The sequence below is a fragment of the Paenibacillus paludis genome, from assembly GCF_042610515.1.
Lineage (GTDB): Bacteria > Bacillota > Bacilli > Paenibacillales > Paenibacillaceae > Paenibacillus_AQ.
The window spans coordinates 209,719-227,748 of sequence record NZ_JBGJZP010000005.1 but is presented as its reverse complement, the minus strand read 5'-3'; the positions used below and the strand labels follow the sequence as shown (position 1 = coordinate 227,748).

Here is an 18,030-nt window from a genome sequence, read left to right as displayed (position 1 = left end):
CTTCATTGTAGAGGGGGAATCTTGCAATAAGCTTATCAGGTTATTAATAAATTATTACAAGGCAAGGAGCTGTCAGGAGATAGGCAGGGTGAAATAAAATTCGGTCCCCTGATGTTTGGCGCTTTTAAAGGAAATGGTGCCATGATGGGCTTCAATAATATGTTTGCAGATCGACAGACCCAGTCCGGACCCCTCATTGAACCGCTTCTCAAATTGTGAAGGCGCATGTCCCTGAAAATAACGTTCAAAGATAAAGGGCATGTCCTGCGGCAGAATTCCCTCGCCTGTATCGGATACGGTCACCGTAAGCTGATGCTGTTCCTGAACGATGGCTACCCGGATCGTATCTCCGGCAGAAGTATGCTTCAGCGCATTGGCGATAAGATTGGATAGAAGCTGTTCGATTCGGACAGGATCTATGCGGATTAGCACGTTTGGGATTTCGGAAGGCTCAGTAAATTCCACGCCCGCCGTACGGATATAAGGGCCCATCGGTCTGAGGATGGACTCGAAAATCTCCTTGCTGTAATGCTCCGCGGGATGTACAGAAATTTGGTCCAAATCTCTTAAAGCATGCACCAGCAGATCCTCGACCAGCATGGCCATCTTGTTGGCTTGCGCCTGCATAATCTCCATATACGCCATAACCGCCGGCAGATCGGAGCAGACCCCTTCGCGGATCGCCTCAATGTAGGCTTTTACGATGGTCAGCGGTGTTTTCAAATCATGTGAAATATTGGAGATGAGCTCCTTCTGGGCCTTGCTCTGTGCTTCTTTCTGCATGCTTAGCGTCATAATTTCACTCCGCATTTGATCAAATACGGCGTAGACCTCACCGATTTCATCCTGCTTTGCATATTCGGCTTTCTGCCCGTAGTTCCCCTTGAGAATGGCCTCGGCATGATCCTTTAAACCGTTAACCGGATGAAGGAGGTCGTGATTGATTTTGTACCGGAGCCGGAATAGAAGCAGCAGCACGAGGAGCAAGGCTATCATCAGCAGAGTGAACATGGCAGGAAAAGACGCAGTTTGCCTGTAAGCGAGGAGTGAGCCGGGCAAGGTGAAGATCGCATTTCCAGCCTGCACTCCAGAATCAGGATCAACAACGGGAAAGGCCAGTTTGAACATCTCCTGTGCTGTTTTGGAGCTGTATAGATCATAATGCAGATCACTTTTAAGATTCAGCTTGTCCTTATTCATGGAATGTGGAGCAGAGGAGTCGAAAAGAAGGGTACCGTCAAGGCCAGTGTATTGCAGGTGGAGCTGCTTCTCTTCACTCCACTTACGCAGTTCTTCCCGTATCCTGTTCTGACTGGAGACTTCGGTGTGATGCTGCTCCAGAACCAGCATAATGCCGCTTATCTCAATACGCGCCTGATTCACCACTTCGTCCGGAAGAACATCCTGCTCCGTAGCCGAAAGTCTATACTGAATGAACGCCGCGCAGCCCCCCATAATTACAATACAAGCGATGGCTGAGGCGAACCACGGTTTAAACCAATTTCTCCAATACATAGTTCAGCTGCTCCATTCTTTGATTTAATCCAGGTTGAATTTATAGCCGACTCCCCATACGGTTTTGAGATACTCAGGATTGGAGGGGTCCGCTTCAAGCTTCTCCCGCAGCCGGCGGATGTACACGGTAATGGTGCTCTCATCCCCATAGGAGGTGTAGCCCCAGATTTGATCGAGCAGCTGGCTCTTGGAAAATACCTGGTTTCTGTGCTCGGCCAAAAAGAACAGCAGCTCAAATTCCTTGGCAGACAACGAAATCTCACGACCGCCTTGCGTTACTTTATAGGCTTTTTTGTCGATGGTCAGGGTACCGATAGAAATCAGTTCGTCCTGCGGCAACGGAGTTCCGAGGCTCTCCATTCTGCGCAGATGAGCCTGAATTCTTGCCACCAGCTCGCTGAGGGAAAAGGGCTTGGTCATATAATCATCCGCACCGAATCCCAGCCCCAGCACTTTATCGGTATCGCTGCTACGGGCGCTTAGAATGAGAATTGGCGTCCGGGTTTTATCGCGGATTTGTCTGCACAGCTCAATCCCGTTTGCATCAGGCAGCATGATATCCAGAATAATGAAATCGGGCTGTACTGCTTCAAGCAGCCGAAGACCGTCCACGCCATTGTCTGCAATATGTACGTCAAAACCCTGCAATGTAATATAATCCTTCAGAATACGGGAAATGTCCTGTTCATCTTCAATGATGAGAATCCGTTTGCGTTGCTGCATCGTTTACACTCCTACTTGTTTATTACTTCCATTATATAGGGCATTCCGGAGATTCACTATAACTCCTTATGTTCTCTATGGTTTCGGGCAGAACATAGCTTTATTATCGGAAGTATCGTCTGATATAATAGGATTAACTATACAAATTTAAAACATAGGGTTGCTTGCTGCAATTTGGAGGAAATACATAATGATTGAAAGCACAAAACTACACATCCCCCATGGCCGCAACTCCCTGGTACCCCGGCCAAGTCTGATGAACAAGATCAATGAAGGAATGACTGCAAGGCTGACTGTTGTATCAGCACCCGCCGGTTACGGGAAGTCAACAGCGTTAAGTGAATGGGTCAAATACAGCGGATCGCGTGCCGCCTGGGTATCCCTGGATAAGCAGGATAACGACTGGATCACATTTTGGAGCTATGTGGCAGCTGCGGTCGAGGAGCAGATTCCTGGGTTTGGTGCCAGAATCCGGCCTTTGCTTAAGAAAGGTTCCTCAATCTTCTCCGAGCCTGCACTGGACGTTATGCTGAATGAATTCAGAGAAACTGCTGCCGATCTGGTCATTATACTCGATGATTATCATTTCATCAGTCTCCCGGAAATACATGATTCGCTGGTCTATCTACTCCAGCATTTGCCGCCTCATATTCACTTTTTTATCGCTGGCCGTACCGACCTGGCCATACTGTCCAGCATTATAACGGAAGCAGTCACTGTACATAAAATTACTATGCAGGATTTGAGCTTCCAACTGGATGAAGGGATGATCTTCTTCCGGGAGACAACGGATTTAAGGTTGACGAAGAAACAGGTGACACAGCTCTACCACCAGACCGAAGGCTGGATCAGCGGACTGCAGCTGGCCGCAATTGCTCTAAAGAGCAGCGATAACATCCCCCGCTCCATTGATGGCATTAGAGGCCAGCATCAGGACATATCCCGCTATTTGCTGGAGGAAATGTTCTCTCATTTGCCTGAGCCCATACGCGTATTTCTATTGGAAACCTCGATCCTGAGCCGGATGAACCATTCCATCTGTGAAGTGGTAACCGGTCAGCCGGATTGCCAGGAGCAATTGGAGAGCCTGGAACAGCTGAATTTGTTCATTATCCCTTTGGACGATCAGAGAAACTGGTACCGGTATCATCATTTGCTGTCTGATTTCTTGCAGGAACAGCTGACAGCCGAAGATCCGGCAAAAATAACTGAGGCCCATATCCATGTGGCGCATTGGTGGGAGCATTATGGATTTGAAGCGGAAGCGGTGGAACATTACTTGGAGGGCGAGCAATATGAGGACGCTGTCCGGTTGATTGAGAAGAATATCCTTCACCTTTTGCAATCCAGAAGTGTTGTGCTCAACCGATGGTTATCCGTCATTCCTGAGCATTATTTTGCCGGGAAACCAATGGTGGAAGTCTTCTATATCTCTGTGCTGCTCGGAGTAGGGAAATGGGAAGCAGCTTTTAATAGAATTAAGCAGGCTGAGGTCTCATTCCAAACCCTGCAAGCCACTTTAAGCGAACAAGCATTTCATCAGGCGATGGGCAACATCTACTTTATGTGTTCGGTCTCCGCCTATCTGCGCAAAGACTTGGTAAGCATGTCGAAATACTTCGAAGAGATGGAGCAGCATATCCCGGAGGGCAGCTTTTTTCAAACGATGGGGCGCAACAGACACCAGGGATATGATGCCTTCGACGATCATTTGGTCTATATTAACGATCTTCATTATGCAGAAGAGACACTGGTGAAGTGGATAACTGTCTGGGAGAGGAAGCGGGAATATCCTTTTGTAGGTTTCCTGTTTGTCTCCTATACCAAGCTGCTCTACGAGTGGAACCGCCTGGAGGAAGCTGCTATTTCTATTCATAAGGCGCTCAAGCGTGAGGATATTAAGCCTTATGCACGCATATTGATTCACCTTACCGTCAGCGCCGTGAGAATTCATACTGCCCAGGGGGATCCTGAAGGTGCTTCGGAGCTGCTTTCCGGTCTGGGCTCACAGATTGATTCCCCGGATCATTTGCTATTTATGAAAAGAGTTGAAGCGGAGCAAGCTTTCTTGGAACTGGAGCAGGGCCGGGTGGAAGAGGCCCGCGCCTGGCTGCAGAGCTGCGATGTAACCTTTACGGACGAGGTGTCTCCGAACCTTGTTGCCGAGCATCTGATCTTGGCGAGAGTGCTTGCGGCTTGCGAACAATCAGATAACGCACTGCAGCTGTTGGAGCGGATGTATCAGTTATTATGCAAGGAGGACCGTCAGCGGGGCCAGATTCAGGTGCTGATCCTGCAGAGTGTACTTTATCAGGGTATGGGGTTAACGGAGACGGCCCTTGTTAAATTGGGAGCCGCGTTGCAATTGGCACAGCCGCAGGGCTATATCCGCAGCTTTATTGACGAAGGCACTGCTATGAAAGAGCTGCTATCCTCTTATTTGAAGCTGGGGCGGGAGAGCAATTTGCGCAAGCGTGCCGAGGTTTCCACGGAGTATGTGGAGCGGCTGCTGCAGAGTTTTGAATAGAGGGTAACTCTCTGGCAATGCATCCAAAGAAACGGCAGAAATGCCGTTTCTTTGTTATAAACACCAGATGGCCAGTACTCAGCAAGTACTTACTAATAGGCGGCTGCGCGATTCCTTGGTGTGCTCGATCGGGCGCTAGCGGCAGGGAAATATGTACCATGCGTACCCGAATACGTAACGCACCTGAAGAAGTACCAGAATACGTACCTAGCAGATCATCCCCGCAAGCTGCGGACTGTATAGCCTCTATTTATGCTGGATAGCTCTTTTTACCAGGTTCGCGGACCGTATAGCCTTTATTCGCCTTCAGTTACTCCTAAATAGGAGAGATTTGAGCAAATAGCTGCATCTGAGTCCGAAAGTCGGGTATAAGATCCGAAGTTTTGCAAATAAGGTCTCCCCGGTCCGCTTGAGGTTATTCGATGCACATTATTGCAATGCTGCGTGTTTCCTCAGCCTGTCCTCCTCAGCTTATCCATTCATAATCCCAAACGATTACCTCGTTATAACCGAAGCCGGTAGGTACGTATACGCTGCTTGCCGCTCTCAATGTCAATCAGCTGCTGTTCAACCAGGTTTTGCAGGATTCTTCTGGCATGGCGGTTGGTTACCTTCAGATGGGCAGTCAGTTCTACTGGTGTGAACGGACGCAGTAACCGTCTCGCATAACGAAGAGTCTCCGCTTCAAGCCAGGTTAATGTGGAGGAAACATCGGTTGCGATGAATTTTGCCAATAAAAGCGAGCACAAGCTACTGGCATTGTTTCGGTTCTTCTATAACTGATAGGTAGGCAATCGGAAGAAATGTCCAGGAGTCCAGCGATAACAAACAATGGCGCATGCACAGATCCTTGAACCTCCTGACATCAAGATCTCTGGCATGCGGACCATAGCCCTGAATTTCAATTCCTCCTCTGGCACCTCCTGGCATATAGGCCAAATCCAAATACCGGTAGCCATTATTGAAATCCCGAACCTCCCATTCAGGAAACAGATGGTCAAAATTTCCGACTGCCGGGAACCAGACTCTCCTTAAGAATTCAACCGTTCCATGTCCCAGACCTTTGGCCAGCAGCTCCCTCCGTCTAGGATTAAGCTCATTCGTGAGATTAATTTCTAACCATTCCATGTACTGCTGCTCAAATCGAGCCATTGCTTTCCTTCCCTAATAAGATGGGTATTTCGATACCGATCAAGAATTGTTACGGACAAAAAGAAAAGCCGCTTTCACACCACTCATCCCGGATTGATACTCGAGAGATGAATAGTGTGGAAGCGGCGTGTTCTTCACGACCTATAATTGTGATTATACCTTGAAAATTCCAACTCAACAATGAAAGTAGATAACCCTCCATTTCAGAACCGTTTTCTTCACACCAGAAATAACCAATTCTATGATAGATTAGAATGAGGCCGAAGGCCGGGCCAATTTAATTAAGTGGAAGGATTATAGGACTATGGATACTTTGCATCAGCAATTCGATTTCAACAAGCTGTGCGCAGCTTGCGATTTGGGGCAATTAACAACACAGCCGGAACAAATTTTCGGCGGGTTCCTTCATAAAATGTACCGCTTAACTACGGACCGAGCTGAATACGCCGTAAAAGTGCTGAATTCGCAAATTATGAAGCGGAGCACAGCGATGGAGAACTATATTTTTGCGGAAAAGGTGGCAACTCTGGCCCGTGAGCAAGGTATAAACGCGCTTCCGGCTATCGTAGCGAAGGGGAACTTTATGCATGAAGTAGAGGGTCAATATGTGCTGCTGTTTCCTTGGGTGGACGGTAAGCCGCTATCCTCCGGGACCATTGATATAGATGCCTGCGAGAAAATTTCCGGAATTCTCGCAGGCATACATCGCATAGATTTCTCTCAACTTACAGATGAAGCTGATTCAGCCAAGGAAGATTATGTACCGTCAACCGTGGATTGGCAGAGTTACGCCCTCGAGGGAGAGCAAGCTCACTTGGAATGGTCGTCCATGCTGACAGAATACTTGAATAAGCTGCAACAGTGGGAGCAGCAGGCGAACGCAGCAGGGGCTGCTTTGATGAATAACAAGGTGATCAGTCACAGAGATTTAGATCCGAAAAATGTGTTATGGGATAACAATCATCTTCCGGTTATCATTGACTGGGAAGCAGCCGGGGCGGTTAACCCCATGCAGGAGCTGATCGAAGTAGCTTTGTATTGGTCGGGCTCTGAGCAGGGGAATGTTAACAAAGACGCTTTCCGTACAATGATCAGCACATACCGCAAGCATGGAGGCAAGATCGGCGATAACTGGCATGATGTGCTGAATTGCGGATTTCAAGGGAAGCTGGACTGGCTCAGCTATAGCATCAAACGCTCACTAGGAGTGGAGAGCACAGACGCTGCGGAACAAGAGCTGGGAATGAGTCAAGTCATACCGACAATACAAGCTATGGCGGATTATGCTGATTTTATACCGGTCTGCATAGAGTGGCTGGAGGAAATGGAGGTTTGATCCTGCCTTTCGATAAGATGGGTGAATTTGTTGACCGGTGCTTACCCGTAAATGGCCACTGTTAACACGGATAAGAAGGCGATCCCGGCTAAAGGGGTCATGATCCATTTTTCTTTTGGACTCTTGGAGAAAAGGTTGGCGAACGTATTCAGGCCCAAATAAACAGCAATGATCCAGATAAAAATAGATGTGAAATGAAAGCTGAATCCTGAGGCAAGGACTCCGGCGTGTTGCAGCGAAACTGCTGAAAAGAACAAGAGAATGAAAACCGACAGCAGACTGAAAAAACGCAGCTTTCCAGGCAATTTGCCTTTATATCTCCCGCCCATTGTGATCTCGCCCCAGGGCAAACCGAACGTCAGCAGCAATTGGATCAAAGCAATGATTATGAACAAGAGAGTGCTAAGTTTTGCAGCTGCCTGTATGTAAGAATCCTCCATCGTGTTAGCTCCTTTTTACTTTCTTTACAGTCCTCCATATTTTACGCTCGGTTAGTTTATATAGTCCATATTAAATTAAAAGCAAACAGCCATATCATTGGATATGGCTGTTTGCTCCAAGCTAATGTCTAGTATAACGGCTTTTTCTTTTGGCTTTGAGAAGATTCGCTCTACGGCTTCTGAGCTGTCTGATGATGCTTAGTTCGGTTAAGGAGAGGCGGAGAGTCTTCGACCGTTTCACTTTCAAGTGAAGTCTTCTGCTTTTTTTGTAACGAAGTTTAAGGTGGGTGACTTTCCGCTTTCTCCGTTTCAAATACGTTCTGAATTTTCTCCACGGCGTCAGGCTGAGGTATTTATGATGCAGACCTGCCCCCGGAGAGTTTTGATCCCAAAACTTTTCCGTTCCGGTAAAATGGACAATTTTATTATGGAAATCATGATTGGGTATAGACTGGTTGAAGAAATTGAAGCGCCGATCCAGCTGAAGGTAATTCCCCCCGAAAACTGCATTCAATGCATCCTGATCAGGCATCGTGGAATCCGGGAAACTGCGCAAAAAGTGCAGTGTTTCTTCGTACCATTCCTGGTGGCAGCGGATAGTATTCAGGGCAAACAGAACCACTCCGGAATTGAAATAATGCTCGGGAACCAAACCTTTGGAATTGATAACATGTGCAACTTCCATAATGCCCTGATCCCAAACCGCGCCTAAATAATACTGACCCAGATCAATTCGCCACAGCTCTTCAAGGTCCATATTGACCAGCACATCGCAGTCCAGATAGATGATTTTTTCAACCGGGATAAGTGCGGGAAGAAGCAAGCGGTACATACATGCCTGTGTCCATACATTAATCGAGCCTACATTTTCCATTACCTGAAGCATGTTTTCAGGAAGAGTAATGGGATAGAAGGTAATGGTGTGTTTATATCGGCTTGTTAGTCTCATGAGCTTTGACTTGTTCTCTTCCGTTAAAGTCTGATCGTGCAAAATATGAACATTAACACGGGAAGCGGTATTGTGGAAAACCGAGGCTAAAACAACTCCGGCATGCTCGGCATAGTGTCCATCCTGATCCTGAAAAGCTAACGCAAGTTCGATCATATGCTAATTCCTCTCTCAACTTTATTGTGTGAATGTACCATAGTATACGTTTGCCATGGATACATGGATCAGGCGATATGCCTACTCCATTCACCCATTTTCAACGGTCTGCTGATGGAAGGAAACAGGCGGCGTTGACTTGAACTTGTCTAGTTTCCGGATTCAATTTAATATTGAGATAAATTAAAGTGTTTTCTTCGAGGAGGGTCAGCATGAAATACGAGTCGGAAAGTCCGGAAAACTATATCAGCCAACTGCCGGAAGATCGTCAGGAAGCCATTACGCAGCTACGGAGCACAATCAAGGGGAATCTTCCAAGCGGCTTCGAGGAAACGATGTCCTATGGCATGATTAGCTATGTTGTTCCACATCACTTGTATGCGCCGGGTTATCACGTGAATCCTGAACAGCCTCTTCCGTTTATAAGCATAGCCTCACAAAAGAATTTTATCGCACTGTATCATATGGGAGTGTATATGCACCCTGAGCTGCTGGCGTGGTTCCGCGGGGAGTATCCGAAGCATGTCCAGACAAAGCTTGATATGGGAAAATCATGTATCCGGTTCAAAAAAACAAACAACATTCCATACGGGCTTATTGCCGAACTGAGCCGCAAGATTGCGGTGCAGGAGTACATTGAAATCTACGAGCGGGAAACAGAAAAGATCAGAAAAAAATAATTCATGCTGGGGATTCCCCGCCGGCAGGCTATAGGAGGGAAATGTTATGGACAACAAAATTACTTATGAATCTGTGGATGATTATATTTCGAGATCAGCTCCTGAAGTTCAGGAGATCCTCCAAACGTTGAGAAAGGTCATTCAAGAATCGGCCCCTGAGGCGAAAGAAAAGATAAGTTATCAGATGCCTACTTTCGAGCTGCATGGCAATCTGGTCCATTTTGCGGCATTTAAAAAACATATTGGATTGTATCCGGCACCGAGCGGGGTTGAAGCCTTCAAAGAGGAGCTGGCGGAATATAAGGGAGCCAAGGGTTCCGTTCAATTCCCTTTAGATAAGCCGATGCCCTATGATTTAATCAGCCGGATCGTTGAATTTAGAGTGGCTGAGAATCTTCAACAAGCAGAGGACAAAGCGAAAAAGAAGATGCTGCAGAAGCAGGAGAAATCATTCAGGGCGAACCTGTAAGTGAGGTGGAAAATAGTGACGGAACGGATTCCCTGCCAAAGCCAAAACTGTGCGGCAACCATTTTACCGGCTACTGCCCACAAAACGGGCGGATTCTGCATGCCCTGTTATCAGGAACAGGAACGCCGCAAACGCCAGGCTTATATTGAACAGCACCGCAGGGATGTGGATCTATATAAAGGAACCGCTGATCCGGTGGAAGTGCTTAAGATTATGCATACAAAACAAGCCTACGACCCTTTGATCCGCTATCTTCCTTATCCCTTAAACCGCGAGCAGGTGTATTCTTCCTTGTCGGGTGAGGATGCAGAGAGGATGAAGGCATATGCATTAGATCTGCTCAGTGCCGGTGACGAGGAGACCAGCGTGGATATTCTTTTGTCGCTGCTCTGTTACAACAACGTGCGGCTTACGGACTGTCTCCCTGTGCTTATCGGCCATGAGCTGTATTACCCGGGGATTCTGTATAAAGATGCTTCAGCAGAGGTCCGGGATCAGCTGCTGGAACAGGTGGAACAGGATAGTGAGAACCGCAATCATCTGCTGCTGGCCTTAGCCTGGATAGGAGACGGACGGATTGTTCAGCAGTTTCAGCAGTGGCGGGAGCAACCACCCCAGTGGGCGAAAGAGCTTTTTGTTTCACCTGATCAGTACTCACTTGAGGCCGGCTGGAAGCTTACTGAAGCCGGAGTGCGGCGGGATTTGTTTTCTCACACCGGATTTGCGATTGAACGGGCGGCGGAACCACTGAATGCTGAGTTTGCTGTGAATGAACCGGCACGGTTCCTGGGAGCGGGCCCGGAGGAATGCCCGTGGTGCGGCAGCGGGTTTACGCGGCTGATGGAGCTGTGGAATAATCATCCGTCGGTTCGTGATTTGGCTCTGGCAGATGAGTGGCTTAAGGTGGATACATGCCTATCCTGTGGCAGTTACAGTGTGATTTATATGGAAACTGGAGTTCAAGGAGAACCCTGCTGGAGCATATACAATCAAGCACCGCAACCTTTGCCGGATCTTAATCTTGGGGAAGATAATGACGAGTATTTAGCCGCTGCACCCCGCCTGCATCTCGCTGCTCAACCGCGAAATGCATATCATGCCGTGGAGTGGACACTGGAACCCGCAGTCTCGCAGGTTGGCGGACACCCGACCTGGATTCAGGATGCAGAATATCCGGCTTGTCCCTGCTGCTCTGAAAATATGATGTTTATAGCCCAGTTGGATTGGTCACAGCTTGGCCCTTACGGAGAGGGCATCTATTATATGTTTATTTGTCCGAAAGATAAGATTACAGCTACCGTATATCAGCAATCCTAGTATATTAACGTCACTGGAGAAATTGGGGTGACGTTTTTCTTTTGCGGAAAATTTCAAGGAAATATAGTCTAGTCCATTGTAAGTGAGAATTATTATCATCTATAATATAGATCATCTGAGAGGGTTGTGATATGAGGTGGGATAACGGTAATGAATTTGAATGATCATATTTTGCTCTGGAATCATGTTTTTATAAAAGTAATGGATGTCAGGCATCAGTCGCTGGAAAAGGGAGAGAACTTGCCGCCATACAGGCTGCCAGCCAGCACGTTTCTGTATTTCGTGTGCGGAGAGGCCAATGTGTCTCTGGATAATAGTATTCATAGAGTGGAACGTTTCCACATCCTGCATGGCGGCAAAGGTGCCAATCTACATATTATAGCGGAGCACGGGCTTGAGTATTATCTGATCTTGTATAAGGCAAATCTTGCCTTGCCTGGCCGTAAGGAGCTTGTACAGCTGATGGAGCGGGACAATCCTTTCCGTGATCAGTATGCTTTTGCGCCGCATAATCCCTTGTCACTGTATGACAAGGTTGAACTGCTGGAGCGGGAATGGCGGCTGTCCTCCGGACTCGGCCATCTGCATGTCAGGGCATTGTTTCACCAGTTTGTGTACGAGCTGCTCCAGCAGATGTACTGGCAGGACATCAGGTCAATGAAGCCGGATCTGGTAGCCCAGGCAGCAGCCTATATCCGTGAGCACTACAGCCGGCCGATTACACTGGAGTCGATAGCGGAGGAGCTGGACTGCAGCGCCGGGCATCTCTCTAGACTGTTCAAGAATAAAATGCATACCAGTCCTATTCATTACCTGGGGCAGATCCGGGCCGACAGAGCGGTGCAGCTGCTGATGCAGACGAATGCCACTTTGCAGGAGATCGCCGAGAACGTAGGGTTTCCCGATGCGCATTCGTTAAGCCGTAGTTTTAAGAAATACAAGGGGTTATCTCCTTTGCGCTTCAAAAAAGAACATCAGCATTGGTCCTCAGATCAGGATTTGCCCTTAACGATGCTAAAATATGCCGTTCAGCAACCTCAGCCCCTAAGTTATAGTGATATTGATAATCAATATCAGAAGAGGGCGGAAGGGGATCTATACATGAACGGACGAATCAAAATTACGGCAATGACGATGCTGTTATGCCTATCGTTGCTGCTGGCTGCTTGCTCAAGCTCGACAAATACAAATGCAAATGCTGGCTCGCAAGCGGCTAATGCAACAGCTGCTACGGCTGCTCCAAGCAACAGCGGTCAGTCGAATGCTGAAAAACAGACTGCGGCACAAGCAGAAACGAGAGTTGTGTCTACGCTAAAAGGAGATGTTGAGGTACCGGCCAATCCGCAGCGGGTAGCATCCGACCAGTATATGGGGCAGCTTCTGAAGCTGGGAATTGTGCCTGTCGGGGTCAGAAGTTACATGCTGAATGAAAGTTGGATTAAGATGGCCGGCATCTCAGAGGAACTGATCTCCGGTATAGAGGATCTTGGCAATTTCCCGATGAATCTGGAGAAATTAACGTATCTCGAGCCGGATCTGATTATCGGTTCCATTGAGAAGAACATTGAGGATTATCAAAAGATAGGAACGACAGTATTCCTGCCTTATTGGGAAGGTGAATCTACGGCAGGCCCGCTGGACAAGTTCCGCCGTATCAGTGAAATCTTCGGCAAGGAGCAGGTAGCGGAGCAATGGATAGCTGAATATGAGGCGAAGGTGGCGGAAGCCCGGCAGAAAATTGCCGGCATTGTGAAAGATGGAGAGACCGTGTCCATCGTACAAGTTGCGAATAAAGCTCTTTATGTTCTAGGTGCAAAAGGCGGGAATTACGGCAGTCCCACGATCTATCAAATGCTGAAGCTTCCGCCAACGGACAAGGCGCTCCATATGAAGGAAGGCTTTGAGAATATTTCACTGGAGGTACTGCCTGAATATATGGGTGACCATATTTTCGTTTATGGCAGTAAGGATGAAGGGGCCAGCGCTGTTCTGGACAGCGGAATATGGAAGGGACTTCCGGCAGTGCAGAAAGGTCAAGTCTACATGTATGGCACTTTCGGAGAAGAAGGCGATGAGTTTGTTATGGAGGACCCTTATTCTCTGGAGCTACAACTGGATTCTATTGTGAATATCATGCTGGCCAATAAATAAAATCAGCCTATGAAGCCGCTGAACACCTTCGGGTGTTGGGCGGCTTCTTGTATCCCTTCAAAGCTCCGGGAAGGTGTAATTTTAGTCGTTGCCTTGTTTGGATTTATATTTTACAGTAAGATTTGTGAATACCATGATCTGTAACTCTGCTTGGTGACATAAGGCGCTGATTAGGGGGTGTAAACCTTGTACCAGATTATTGATTTCGTACTCAACAAGCTCCATGCAAAGCCTGCGGAATAAACAGGGCGAAGCTTGGCATGGAGCGAAGGAATAATTTCGCCTATAGTAACTTAAAAGTTGTGTTTATTAAAGCAGGCTTTGCCCTTAGAATATCTATTCTATTTTAAGGAGCGAGCCAATTATGGATTATATAAGAGCGACGGATGTGTTCCCGGAACGACTACTCCAAGAGATCCAGCGGTATATTCAGGGGGAATTGATCTATATTCCAACCCGTTCAAGCGAGCGGAGAAAATGGGGCGAGAATTCAGGTGCGGCTAACTATTATGTTGCCCGTAATGAAAAGATCCGCCAGAGTTTCCGCGAGGGTGTGACCATCGATCAATTATCTGACCAGTTCGGATTGTCGGTGGAGAGTATTAAGAAAATCGTATATTCGAAGAGATAACATTGACCCGCAGATGAATCTGCGGGTTTTTAACTTTGTGAGTGACCGCGAGCAGCTTAGTGTTGCGACAGCGTAAGGCGCTGGATTTCAGGGTGCGATGATGGAGTTAGTTGGTGTGTGCGACGGCACTGATTTCGAGCAGTTGCTCAGGGTAAGCCAGGAAGGCCACACCGACGAGACTGCCGGCTGGCCGGTGTTCTCCCATGTATTCCTTGAACAGTCCGACGCATGTCTCAAAGTGCTCTTGCGCGTTTGTCAGATAGATCTCCACATAAGCGAGGTTCGACCTCGTGACACCAAATCCCGCCAGCACGCGATCGAGATTCTCCAGCGTCTGCCGGGTCTGTGCCTCGATATCGCCCTCGCCAACGAACGCGCCCTCCGTATCATGGGAAAATTGTCCCGAAATGTAGATGGTGCCGTTGACGCTATAGCCCTGGGTGATGCCGTGATCCCAAAGATCGTGATTGTAGGTTTTGACAGTAGCCATTTTTTTCTCTCCTTTACTTCAAAGTAAGGTCAGTATAAAGTGAACGTAAATAAAAATATAGTACGCACTTTTTTGATAGGTACTACCAGAAAGGATAGTGTAAATATGAGTATGGCTGAATATAAAGGTAAGGTTAAAAACATTCAAGATACACCATTTGGTTATACCTTGTCCGTTATTGGCGGTAAATGGAAGATGGTGATTATGTACCTGCTGGCAGAAAACCAACCGGTTCGCTTTAATGATCTGAAAAGACAGATAGGTGCTATTACGTATAAAACATTGAGTTCACAACTGAAAGAATTGGAAGCTGACGGTATGGTGATACGGAAAGAGTATCCACAAGTTCCCCCTAAAGTCGAGTACAGTCTCACAGATAAAGCCGAAACACTATTACCTGTTTTGGAAGGTTTATGTGAGTGGGGGACGATACACCAAAATAATTAGATGAGACCTGGTTTACAACTTTTAATAAGAGATCTCGGTATATCATCCCAACCTGCAATTTCCTTACAATAAGGTCATACAGAAGACTAAGGGGATGATTAACGATGACGGTACGGTTCAGAGCCTACACTCCGGAAGATATGCTGAAAGTACGCCAATTTCTTTCACATGTTTATAGTAAACTTGGGCGGCCGAATAGTTGGCTGATTGCACGCTTTGAATTCGAGATTTTTTTCCTGCAAAAGAATGCCGGATGGCTTCCCGAGTGGGAGCAGAATATAGGGTTATGGGAAGAAGAGGACGGTAAGCTGGTTGCCGTAGCCTGCAAGGATGGCGATTTCTATTTCCAGCTCGATACAGAACAGCCGCAGGAAAGCCTGCTCATGGAAATGTTCGAATTCATTGAAGAGAAGTCCCGCCAGGGAACAGCCGGTTATTGCAAACTGGCTATTCCGGCCTTTATGCCACAGCTGGAAAAGATGGCGCTAAGTCGCGGATATGAGCTTCTTCCGAACGAAAGCGATAATTTCGTTTCTATCGCACTGGACCGGATTTTCCCTGTGGAGATTCCATCGGGGTTCACTCTTTGCTCTGGAGCGGATGTCCCTAATAGGGCTAAGGCGCAGGGGCATATTATGGCGTTTAATTATCCGGGAACTCCATATGCGGAGCAGATGCTTCAATACTACCGTGGGATTGCTGAAGCTCCCGGTTATCGGCCTGAGCTTGATCTGTCACTTGTTAATGGGCAAGGGGAGGTCGTGTCTTTCTGCAATGTTTTTCTGGATGAGGAGAACAAGATGGGCATACTTGAACCGGTGGGTACTCATAGAGATTACAGGTTGCATGGGCTGGGGCGAACGATTATTTATGAAGCTCTAAACCGGCTGCGGGTAATGGGGATGGTCAAGGCATATACGGGTCCCATGCAGCCTTTTTATGAGCATATCGGTTTTGAGCTGGACGTGGAGCTGACCGTGTGGAAGAAAGAAATATAGTGTTTTATTTTGAACGTAATTCCCTTTATAGCGCGCAAACAAACCAAGCTCTGAGGTACTGGGGCTTGGTTTGTTGTATGTACTATTTTGAGGCGACTCTAGTTCATAATCCCGATATCGGAAAATACAGATCACACTCGCAATAATGCTTGTTGCCCTTGGCGTAATTAATATATTCAAAGCTGAACTTCTCCTCTAATTGAAAAGGTACGGTCGGCATCCAGGTTGAGGTGATGTATTCCCAGATTTCACTCAGAGAGTGCGGCGTAATCTCCTCGGGCCGATGCAGCCCGATGTAGGTAAATACACCGTATTTATGCGGTTTAATATGTTTGATATTCAGGTCAGGCGGGATGATGCTGCTGTGGTTGATTTGCAGGGAGGGCTGGTAGATCATAGACCCGGTAAAGGGCTCGGGAATGGAAGTGAAGCCGATATAGACATCCTTCTCTACCGGATTCATAATCCTGGAACGGGAAAGCGTGAAGAATTCGACACCATAACGGGCCGCAGCCTGGGACAGCAGGTTGTCCTCTGCATGAATAGAATAGGTAGGCCCTGCTATTGAAAAAGGGGGCAATACCGAGATGGAGCGAAAAAAAACGAGGCCATCTCCGGCGCGGCTCATAAAGTCGGCATTGAACCGGTCCAGGATATTCAGCGGCGAAGGCGATCTGCGCCATTTGGCCGGAGTGACATGATATTCTTCCTTAAAAGCCCTGTTGTAGGTCCGTTCACAGCTGAAGCCGTATTTGGCGGAAATATATTCAATGTTGCTCCGCTGATTCAGCAGATCGCCAAGCGACAGGGCAATCCGCCTTCTGCGCACATACTCCATTAGGCCAGTGGCTGTAGCCCCTTTCCAGATGCGTAGCAGGTGGAATTTGGAGACATTGACATGCCCGGAGATATCATCAAGACAGAGCGTTTCCAGCAGATGCTCTTCAATATATTCCGTTGTCCGGTTGATAGTTTCCAGTAAATAATGATCCATAGGGGTCTCCCTTCCAGCAATTTCTGTCCGGTTTTCATGGAAAACGTGAAGTATAATTTTACCACAAGCTCCAGAATCGGCAAGCGATTTCAATCATATGGAGTGGGTGGAGGATCATTGGATATGGATGATAGAGTACTGCTGGAGTTAAAAGACCGCTATCTGGCCGCGACCGAAAGCTTCGTGGACAGGGTCAGGGAAGATCCGAACGTTATTGCCGTCATTGTGTGCGGAAGTCTCGCTTATGATTCAGTCTGGGAGAAAAGCGATATCGACATGGGCCTGGTCGTCCGCGACCAGACCCTGCAACAGAACGCTTATTGTCTCGTGGAGGATGGCATTACTATAAACGTCCAGCTGTTTGAGAGAAGTACCTTCAAGCGGGGTTTTGAACGGATGATCGGCGGCTCGATGCCGCAGTCTTTTTTTGCGAAGGGGCGGATGATCTATACTTCCGATGACAGTCTCTATGATTACTTCGAAGATTTCAAGCAGCTGGGAAGTTATGATATTGCGTTGTCCCTGCTTTGGAATGCCTGTGAGTTGATTGATGTGTACCACAAATGCCAAAAATGGCTGACGGTGCGCAAAGATCTGCTTTATGCCCAGTATTTTTTGCTTAAGGCAGGCAGTCTGATAGCCAATATGGAGCTGTGCTCACAAGGTGAGCCGCCGATCCGGGAGTCGGTCCTGAAGATCCTCGAATACAGTCCGGAACGTATGGCCCCCTTTTATCAGAACCCAATGTCCAGGCGCTTAAGTGAGGATGAAATTCAGAACGCCATTGACACAATAGGACAATTCCTGGACCGTCATCTCGACATGATCAAGCGCCCGGTCATTGAATTTATGGCAGATCAGGAGATGAAGACCGTAACCTTGCTGGCGAAGCATTTTCATATGCAAAGTCATTTCCTGATCAACATCCTGGAGTATATGGCCGGGAAGGGTGTCATCGAGAAGGTGTCACAAACGATCCGCATCACCTCCAAGAGCAAACCGGCCGTCGAGGAAATTGGTTTCTTGTATATTCCATAAAAAGAAGGGGGAATTCG

At 47.6% G+C, this 18,030-nt stretch carries 16 protein-coding genes and 1 pseudogene; 10 read left to right on the top strand and 7 right to left on the bottom strand.

The window, feature by feature from the left end:
* Positions 1-72: 72 nt before the first annotated feature.
* Together ACAN56_RS11860 and ACAN56_RS11855 are read right to left on the bottom strand one after the other, a co-directional pair.
* Positions 73-1,515, bottom strand: a complete 1,443-nt coding sequence (locus ACAN56_RS11860) for a HAMP domain-containing sensor histidine kinase (RefSeq protein ID WP_379142945.1) — start codon at positions 1,513-1,515, stop codon at positions 73-75.
* A gap of 24 nt (positions 1,516-1,539) precedes the next feature.
* Positions 1,540-2,238, bottom strand: coding sequence for a response regulator transcription factor (locus tag ACAN56_RS11855; RefSeq protein ID WP_379142943.1), 699 nt, complete (start codon positions 2,236-2,238; stop codon positions 1,540-1,542).
* A 190-nt stretch (positions 2,239-2,428) separates the two neighbouring features.
* Between ACAN56_RS11855 and ACAN56_RS11850 the strand changes: the two genes are divergently transcribed.
* Complete coding sequence (locus tag ACAN56_RS11850) at positions 2,429-4,765, top strand: winged helix-turn-helix domain-containing protein (RefSeq protein WP_379142941.1); 2,337 nt, start codon at positions 2,429-2,431, stop codon at positions 4,763-4,765.
* A 503-nt stretch (positions 4,766-5,268) separates the two neighbouring features.
* Here ACAN56_RS11850 and ACAN56_RS11845 read toward each other — a convergent pair.
* Positions 5,269-5,917: pseudogene (locus tag ACAN56_RS11845) on the bottom strand (transcriptional regulator).
* 304 nt (positions 5,918-6,221) lie between these two features.
* Between ACAN56_RS11845 and ACAN56_RS11840 the strand changes: the two are divergent.
* Positions 6,222-7,253, top strand: coding sequence for a phosphotransferase (locus ACAN56_RS11840; RefSeq protein ID WP_379142939.1), 1,032 nt, complete (start codon positions 6,222-6,224; stop codon positions 7,251-7,253).
* Positions 7,254-7,294: 41 nt separating this feature from the next.
* Here the strand turns inward: ACAN56_RS11840 and ACAN56_RS11835 are convergent, their stop codons facing one another.
* On the bottom strand, positions 7,295-7,693 hold the full coding sequence (locus ACAN56_RS11835) for a hypothetical protein (RefSeq protein WP_052091981.1): 399 nt from the start codon (positions 7,691-7,693) through the stop codon (positions 7,295-7,297).
* Between the two features lie 121 nt (positions 7,694-7,814).
* Positions 7,815-8,798, bottom strand: a complete 984-nt coding sequence (locus ACAN56_RS11830; protein ID WP_038589283.1) for a glycosyltransferase family 8 protein — start codon at positions 8,796-8,798, stop codon at positions 7,815-7,817.
* 212 nt (positions 8,799-9,010) lie between these two features.
* On the opposite strand from ACAN56_RS11830, the gene ACAN56_RS11825 reads away from it, so the two are divergent.
* The 5 genes from ACAN56_RS11825 (at position 9,011) to ACAN56_RS11805 (ending at position 14,046) form a co-directional block, all read left to right on the top strand.
* Positions 9,011-9,478, top strand: coding sequence for a DUF1801 domain-containing protein (locus ACAN56_RS11825; protein WP_038589286.1), 468 nt, complete (start codon positions 9,011-9,013; stop codon positions 9,476-9,478).
* Positions 9,479-9,524: 46 nt separating this feature from the next.
* Complete coding sequence (locus ACAN56_RS11820) at positions 9,525-9,947, top strand: iron chaperone (RefSeq protein WP_379142935.1); 423 nt, start codon at positions 9,525-9,527, stop codon at positions 9,945-9,947.
* 15 nt (positions 9,948-9,962) lie between these two features.
* A complete protein-coding gene (locus ACAN56_RS11815) occupies positions 9,963-11,264 on the top strand; it encodes a YwqG family protein (protein ID WP_379142933.1) in 1,302 nt (433 codons plus the stop codon).
* Positions 11,265-11,414: 150 nt separating this feature from the next.
* Positions 11,415-13,415: an AraC family transcriptional regulator gene (locus ACAN56_RS11810; protein WP_379142931.1), complete on the top strand. Its 2,001-nt coding sequence runs from the start codon at positions 11,415-11,417 to the stop codon at positions 13,413-13,415.
* A 364-nt stretch (positions 13,416-13,779) separates the two neighbouring features.
* A complete protein-coding gene (locus ACAN56_RS11805) occupies positions 13,780-14,046 on the top strand; it encodes a CD3324 family protein (RefSeq protein WP_038589292.1) in 267 nt (88 codons plus the stop codon).
* Positions 14,047-14,152: 106 nt separating this feature from the next.
* Here ACAN56_RS11805 and ACAN56_RS11800 read toward each other — a convergent pair whose 3' ends face one another.
* Positions 14,153-14,536, bottom strand: a complete 384-nt coding sequence (locus ACAN56_RS11800; protein ID WP_340899320.1) for a RidA family protein — start codon at positions 14,534-14,536, stop codon at positions 14,153-14,155.
* Between the two features lie 105 nt (positions 14,537-14,641).
* Between ACAN56_RS11800 and ACAN56_RS11795 the strand changes: the two genes are divergently transcribed.
* Both ACAN56_RS11795 and ACAN56_RS11790 read left to right on the top strand, forming a co-directional pair.
* Positions 14,642-14,983 carry a winged helix-turn-helix transcriptional regulator gene (locus tag ACAN56_RS11795; protein WP_038589298.1) on the top strand — a complete coding sequence of 114 codons (342 nt, stop codon included), beginning with the start codon at positions 14,642-14,644 and terminating at the stop codon, positions 14,981-14,983.
* Positions 14,984-15,087: 104 nt separating this feature from the next.
* On the top strand, positions 15,088-15,981 hold the full coding sequence (locus ACAN56_RS11790; RefSeq protein WP_379142928.1) for a GNAT family N-acetyltransferase: 894 nt from the start codon (positions 15,088-15,090) through the stop codon (positions 15,979-15,981).
* 103 nt (positions 15,982-16,084) lie between these two features.
* Here the strand turns inward: ACAN56_RS11790 and ACAN56_RS11785 are convergent, their stop codons facing one another.
* Positions 16,085-16,975 carry an AraC family transcriptional regulator gene (locus tag ACAN56_RS11785; RefSeq protein WP_038589301.1) on the bottom strand — a complete coding sequence of 297 codons (891 nt, stop codon included), beginning with the start codon at positions 16,973-16,975 and terminating at the stop codon, positions 16,085-16,087.
* A gap of 123 nt (positions 16,976-17,098) precedes the next feature.
* Between ACAN56_RS11785 and ACAN56_RS11780 the strand changes: the two genes are divergently transcribed.
* Positions 17,099-18,013 (top strand): nucleotidyltransferase, encoded by a 915-nt coding sequence (locus tag ACAN56_RS11780; RefSeq protein ID WP_379142925.1) that lies wholly within the window; start codon positions 17,099-17,101, stop codon positions 18,011-18,013.
* Positions 18,014-18,030: the final 17 nt, after the last annotated feature.

What these genes read in the sequence shown, in the direction of transcription:
- ACAN56_RS11860 (WP_379142945.1), bottom strand. Translation starts at nt 1,515, where the DNA reads ATGTATTGGAGAAATTGGTTTAAACCGTGGTTCGCCTCAGCCATCGCT.
- ACAN56_RS11855 (WP_379142943.1), bottom strand. Translation starts at nt 2,238, where the DNA reads ATGCAGCAACGCAAACGGATTCTCATCATTGAAGATGAACAGGACATT.
- ACAN56_RS11850 (WP_379142941.1), top strand. Translation starts at nt 2,429, where the DNA reads ATGATTGAAAGCACAAAACTACACATCCCCCATGGCCGCAACTCCCTG.
- ACAN56_RS11840 (WP_379142939.1), top strand. Translation starts at nt 6,222, where the DNA reads ATGGATACTTTGCATCAGCAATTCGATTTCAACAAGCTGTGCGCAGCT.
- ACAN56_RS11835 (WP_052091981.1), bottom strand. Translation starts at nt 7,693, where the DNA reads ATGGAGGATTCTTACATACAGGCAGCTGCAAAACTTAGCACTCTCTTG.
- ACAN56_RS11830 (WP_038589283.1), bottom strand. Translation starts at nt 8,798, where the DNA reads ATGATCGAACTTGCGTTAGCTTTTCAGGATCAGGATGGACACTATGCC.
- ACAN56_RS11825 (WP_038589286.1), top strand. Translation starts at nt 9,011, where the DNA reads ATGAAATACGAGTCGGAAAGTCCGGAAAACTATATCAGCCAACTGCCG.
- ACAN56_RS11820 (WP_379142935.1), top strand. Translation starts at nt 9,525, where the DNA reads ATGGACAACAAAATTACTTATGAATCTGTGGATGATTATATTTCGAGA.
- ACAN56_RS11810 (WP_379142931.1), top strand. Translation starts at nt 11,415, where the DNA reads ATGAATTTGAATGATCATATTTTGCTCTGGAATCATGTTTTTATAAAA.
- ACAN56_RS11805 (WP_038589292.1), top strand. Translation starts at nt 13,780, where the DNA reads ATGGATTATATAAGAGCGACGGATGTGTTCCCGGAACGACTACTCCAA.
- ACAN56_RS11800 (WP_340899320.1), bottom strand. Translation starts at nt 14,536, where the DNA reads ATGGCTACTGTCAAAACCTACAATCACGATCTTTGGGATCACGGCATC.
- ACAN56_RS11795 (WP_038589298.1), top strand. Translation starts at nt 14,642, where the DNA reads ATGAGTATGGCTGAATATAAAGGTAAGGTTAAAAACATTCAAGATACA.
- ACAN56_RS11790 (WP_379142928.1), top strand. Translation starts at nt 15,088, where the DNA reads ATGACGGTACGGTTCAGAGCCTACACTCCGGAAGATATGCTGAAAGTA.
- ACAN56_RS11785 (WP_038589301.1), bottom strand. Translation starts at nt 16,975, where the DNA reads ATGGATCATTATTTACTGGAAACTATCAACCGGACAACGGAATATATT.
- ACAN56_RS11780 (WP_379142925.1), top strand. Translation starts at nt 17,099, where the DNA reads ATGGATGATAGAGTACTGCTGGAGTTAAAAGACCGCTATCTGGCCGCG.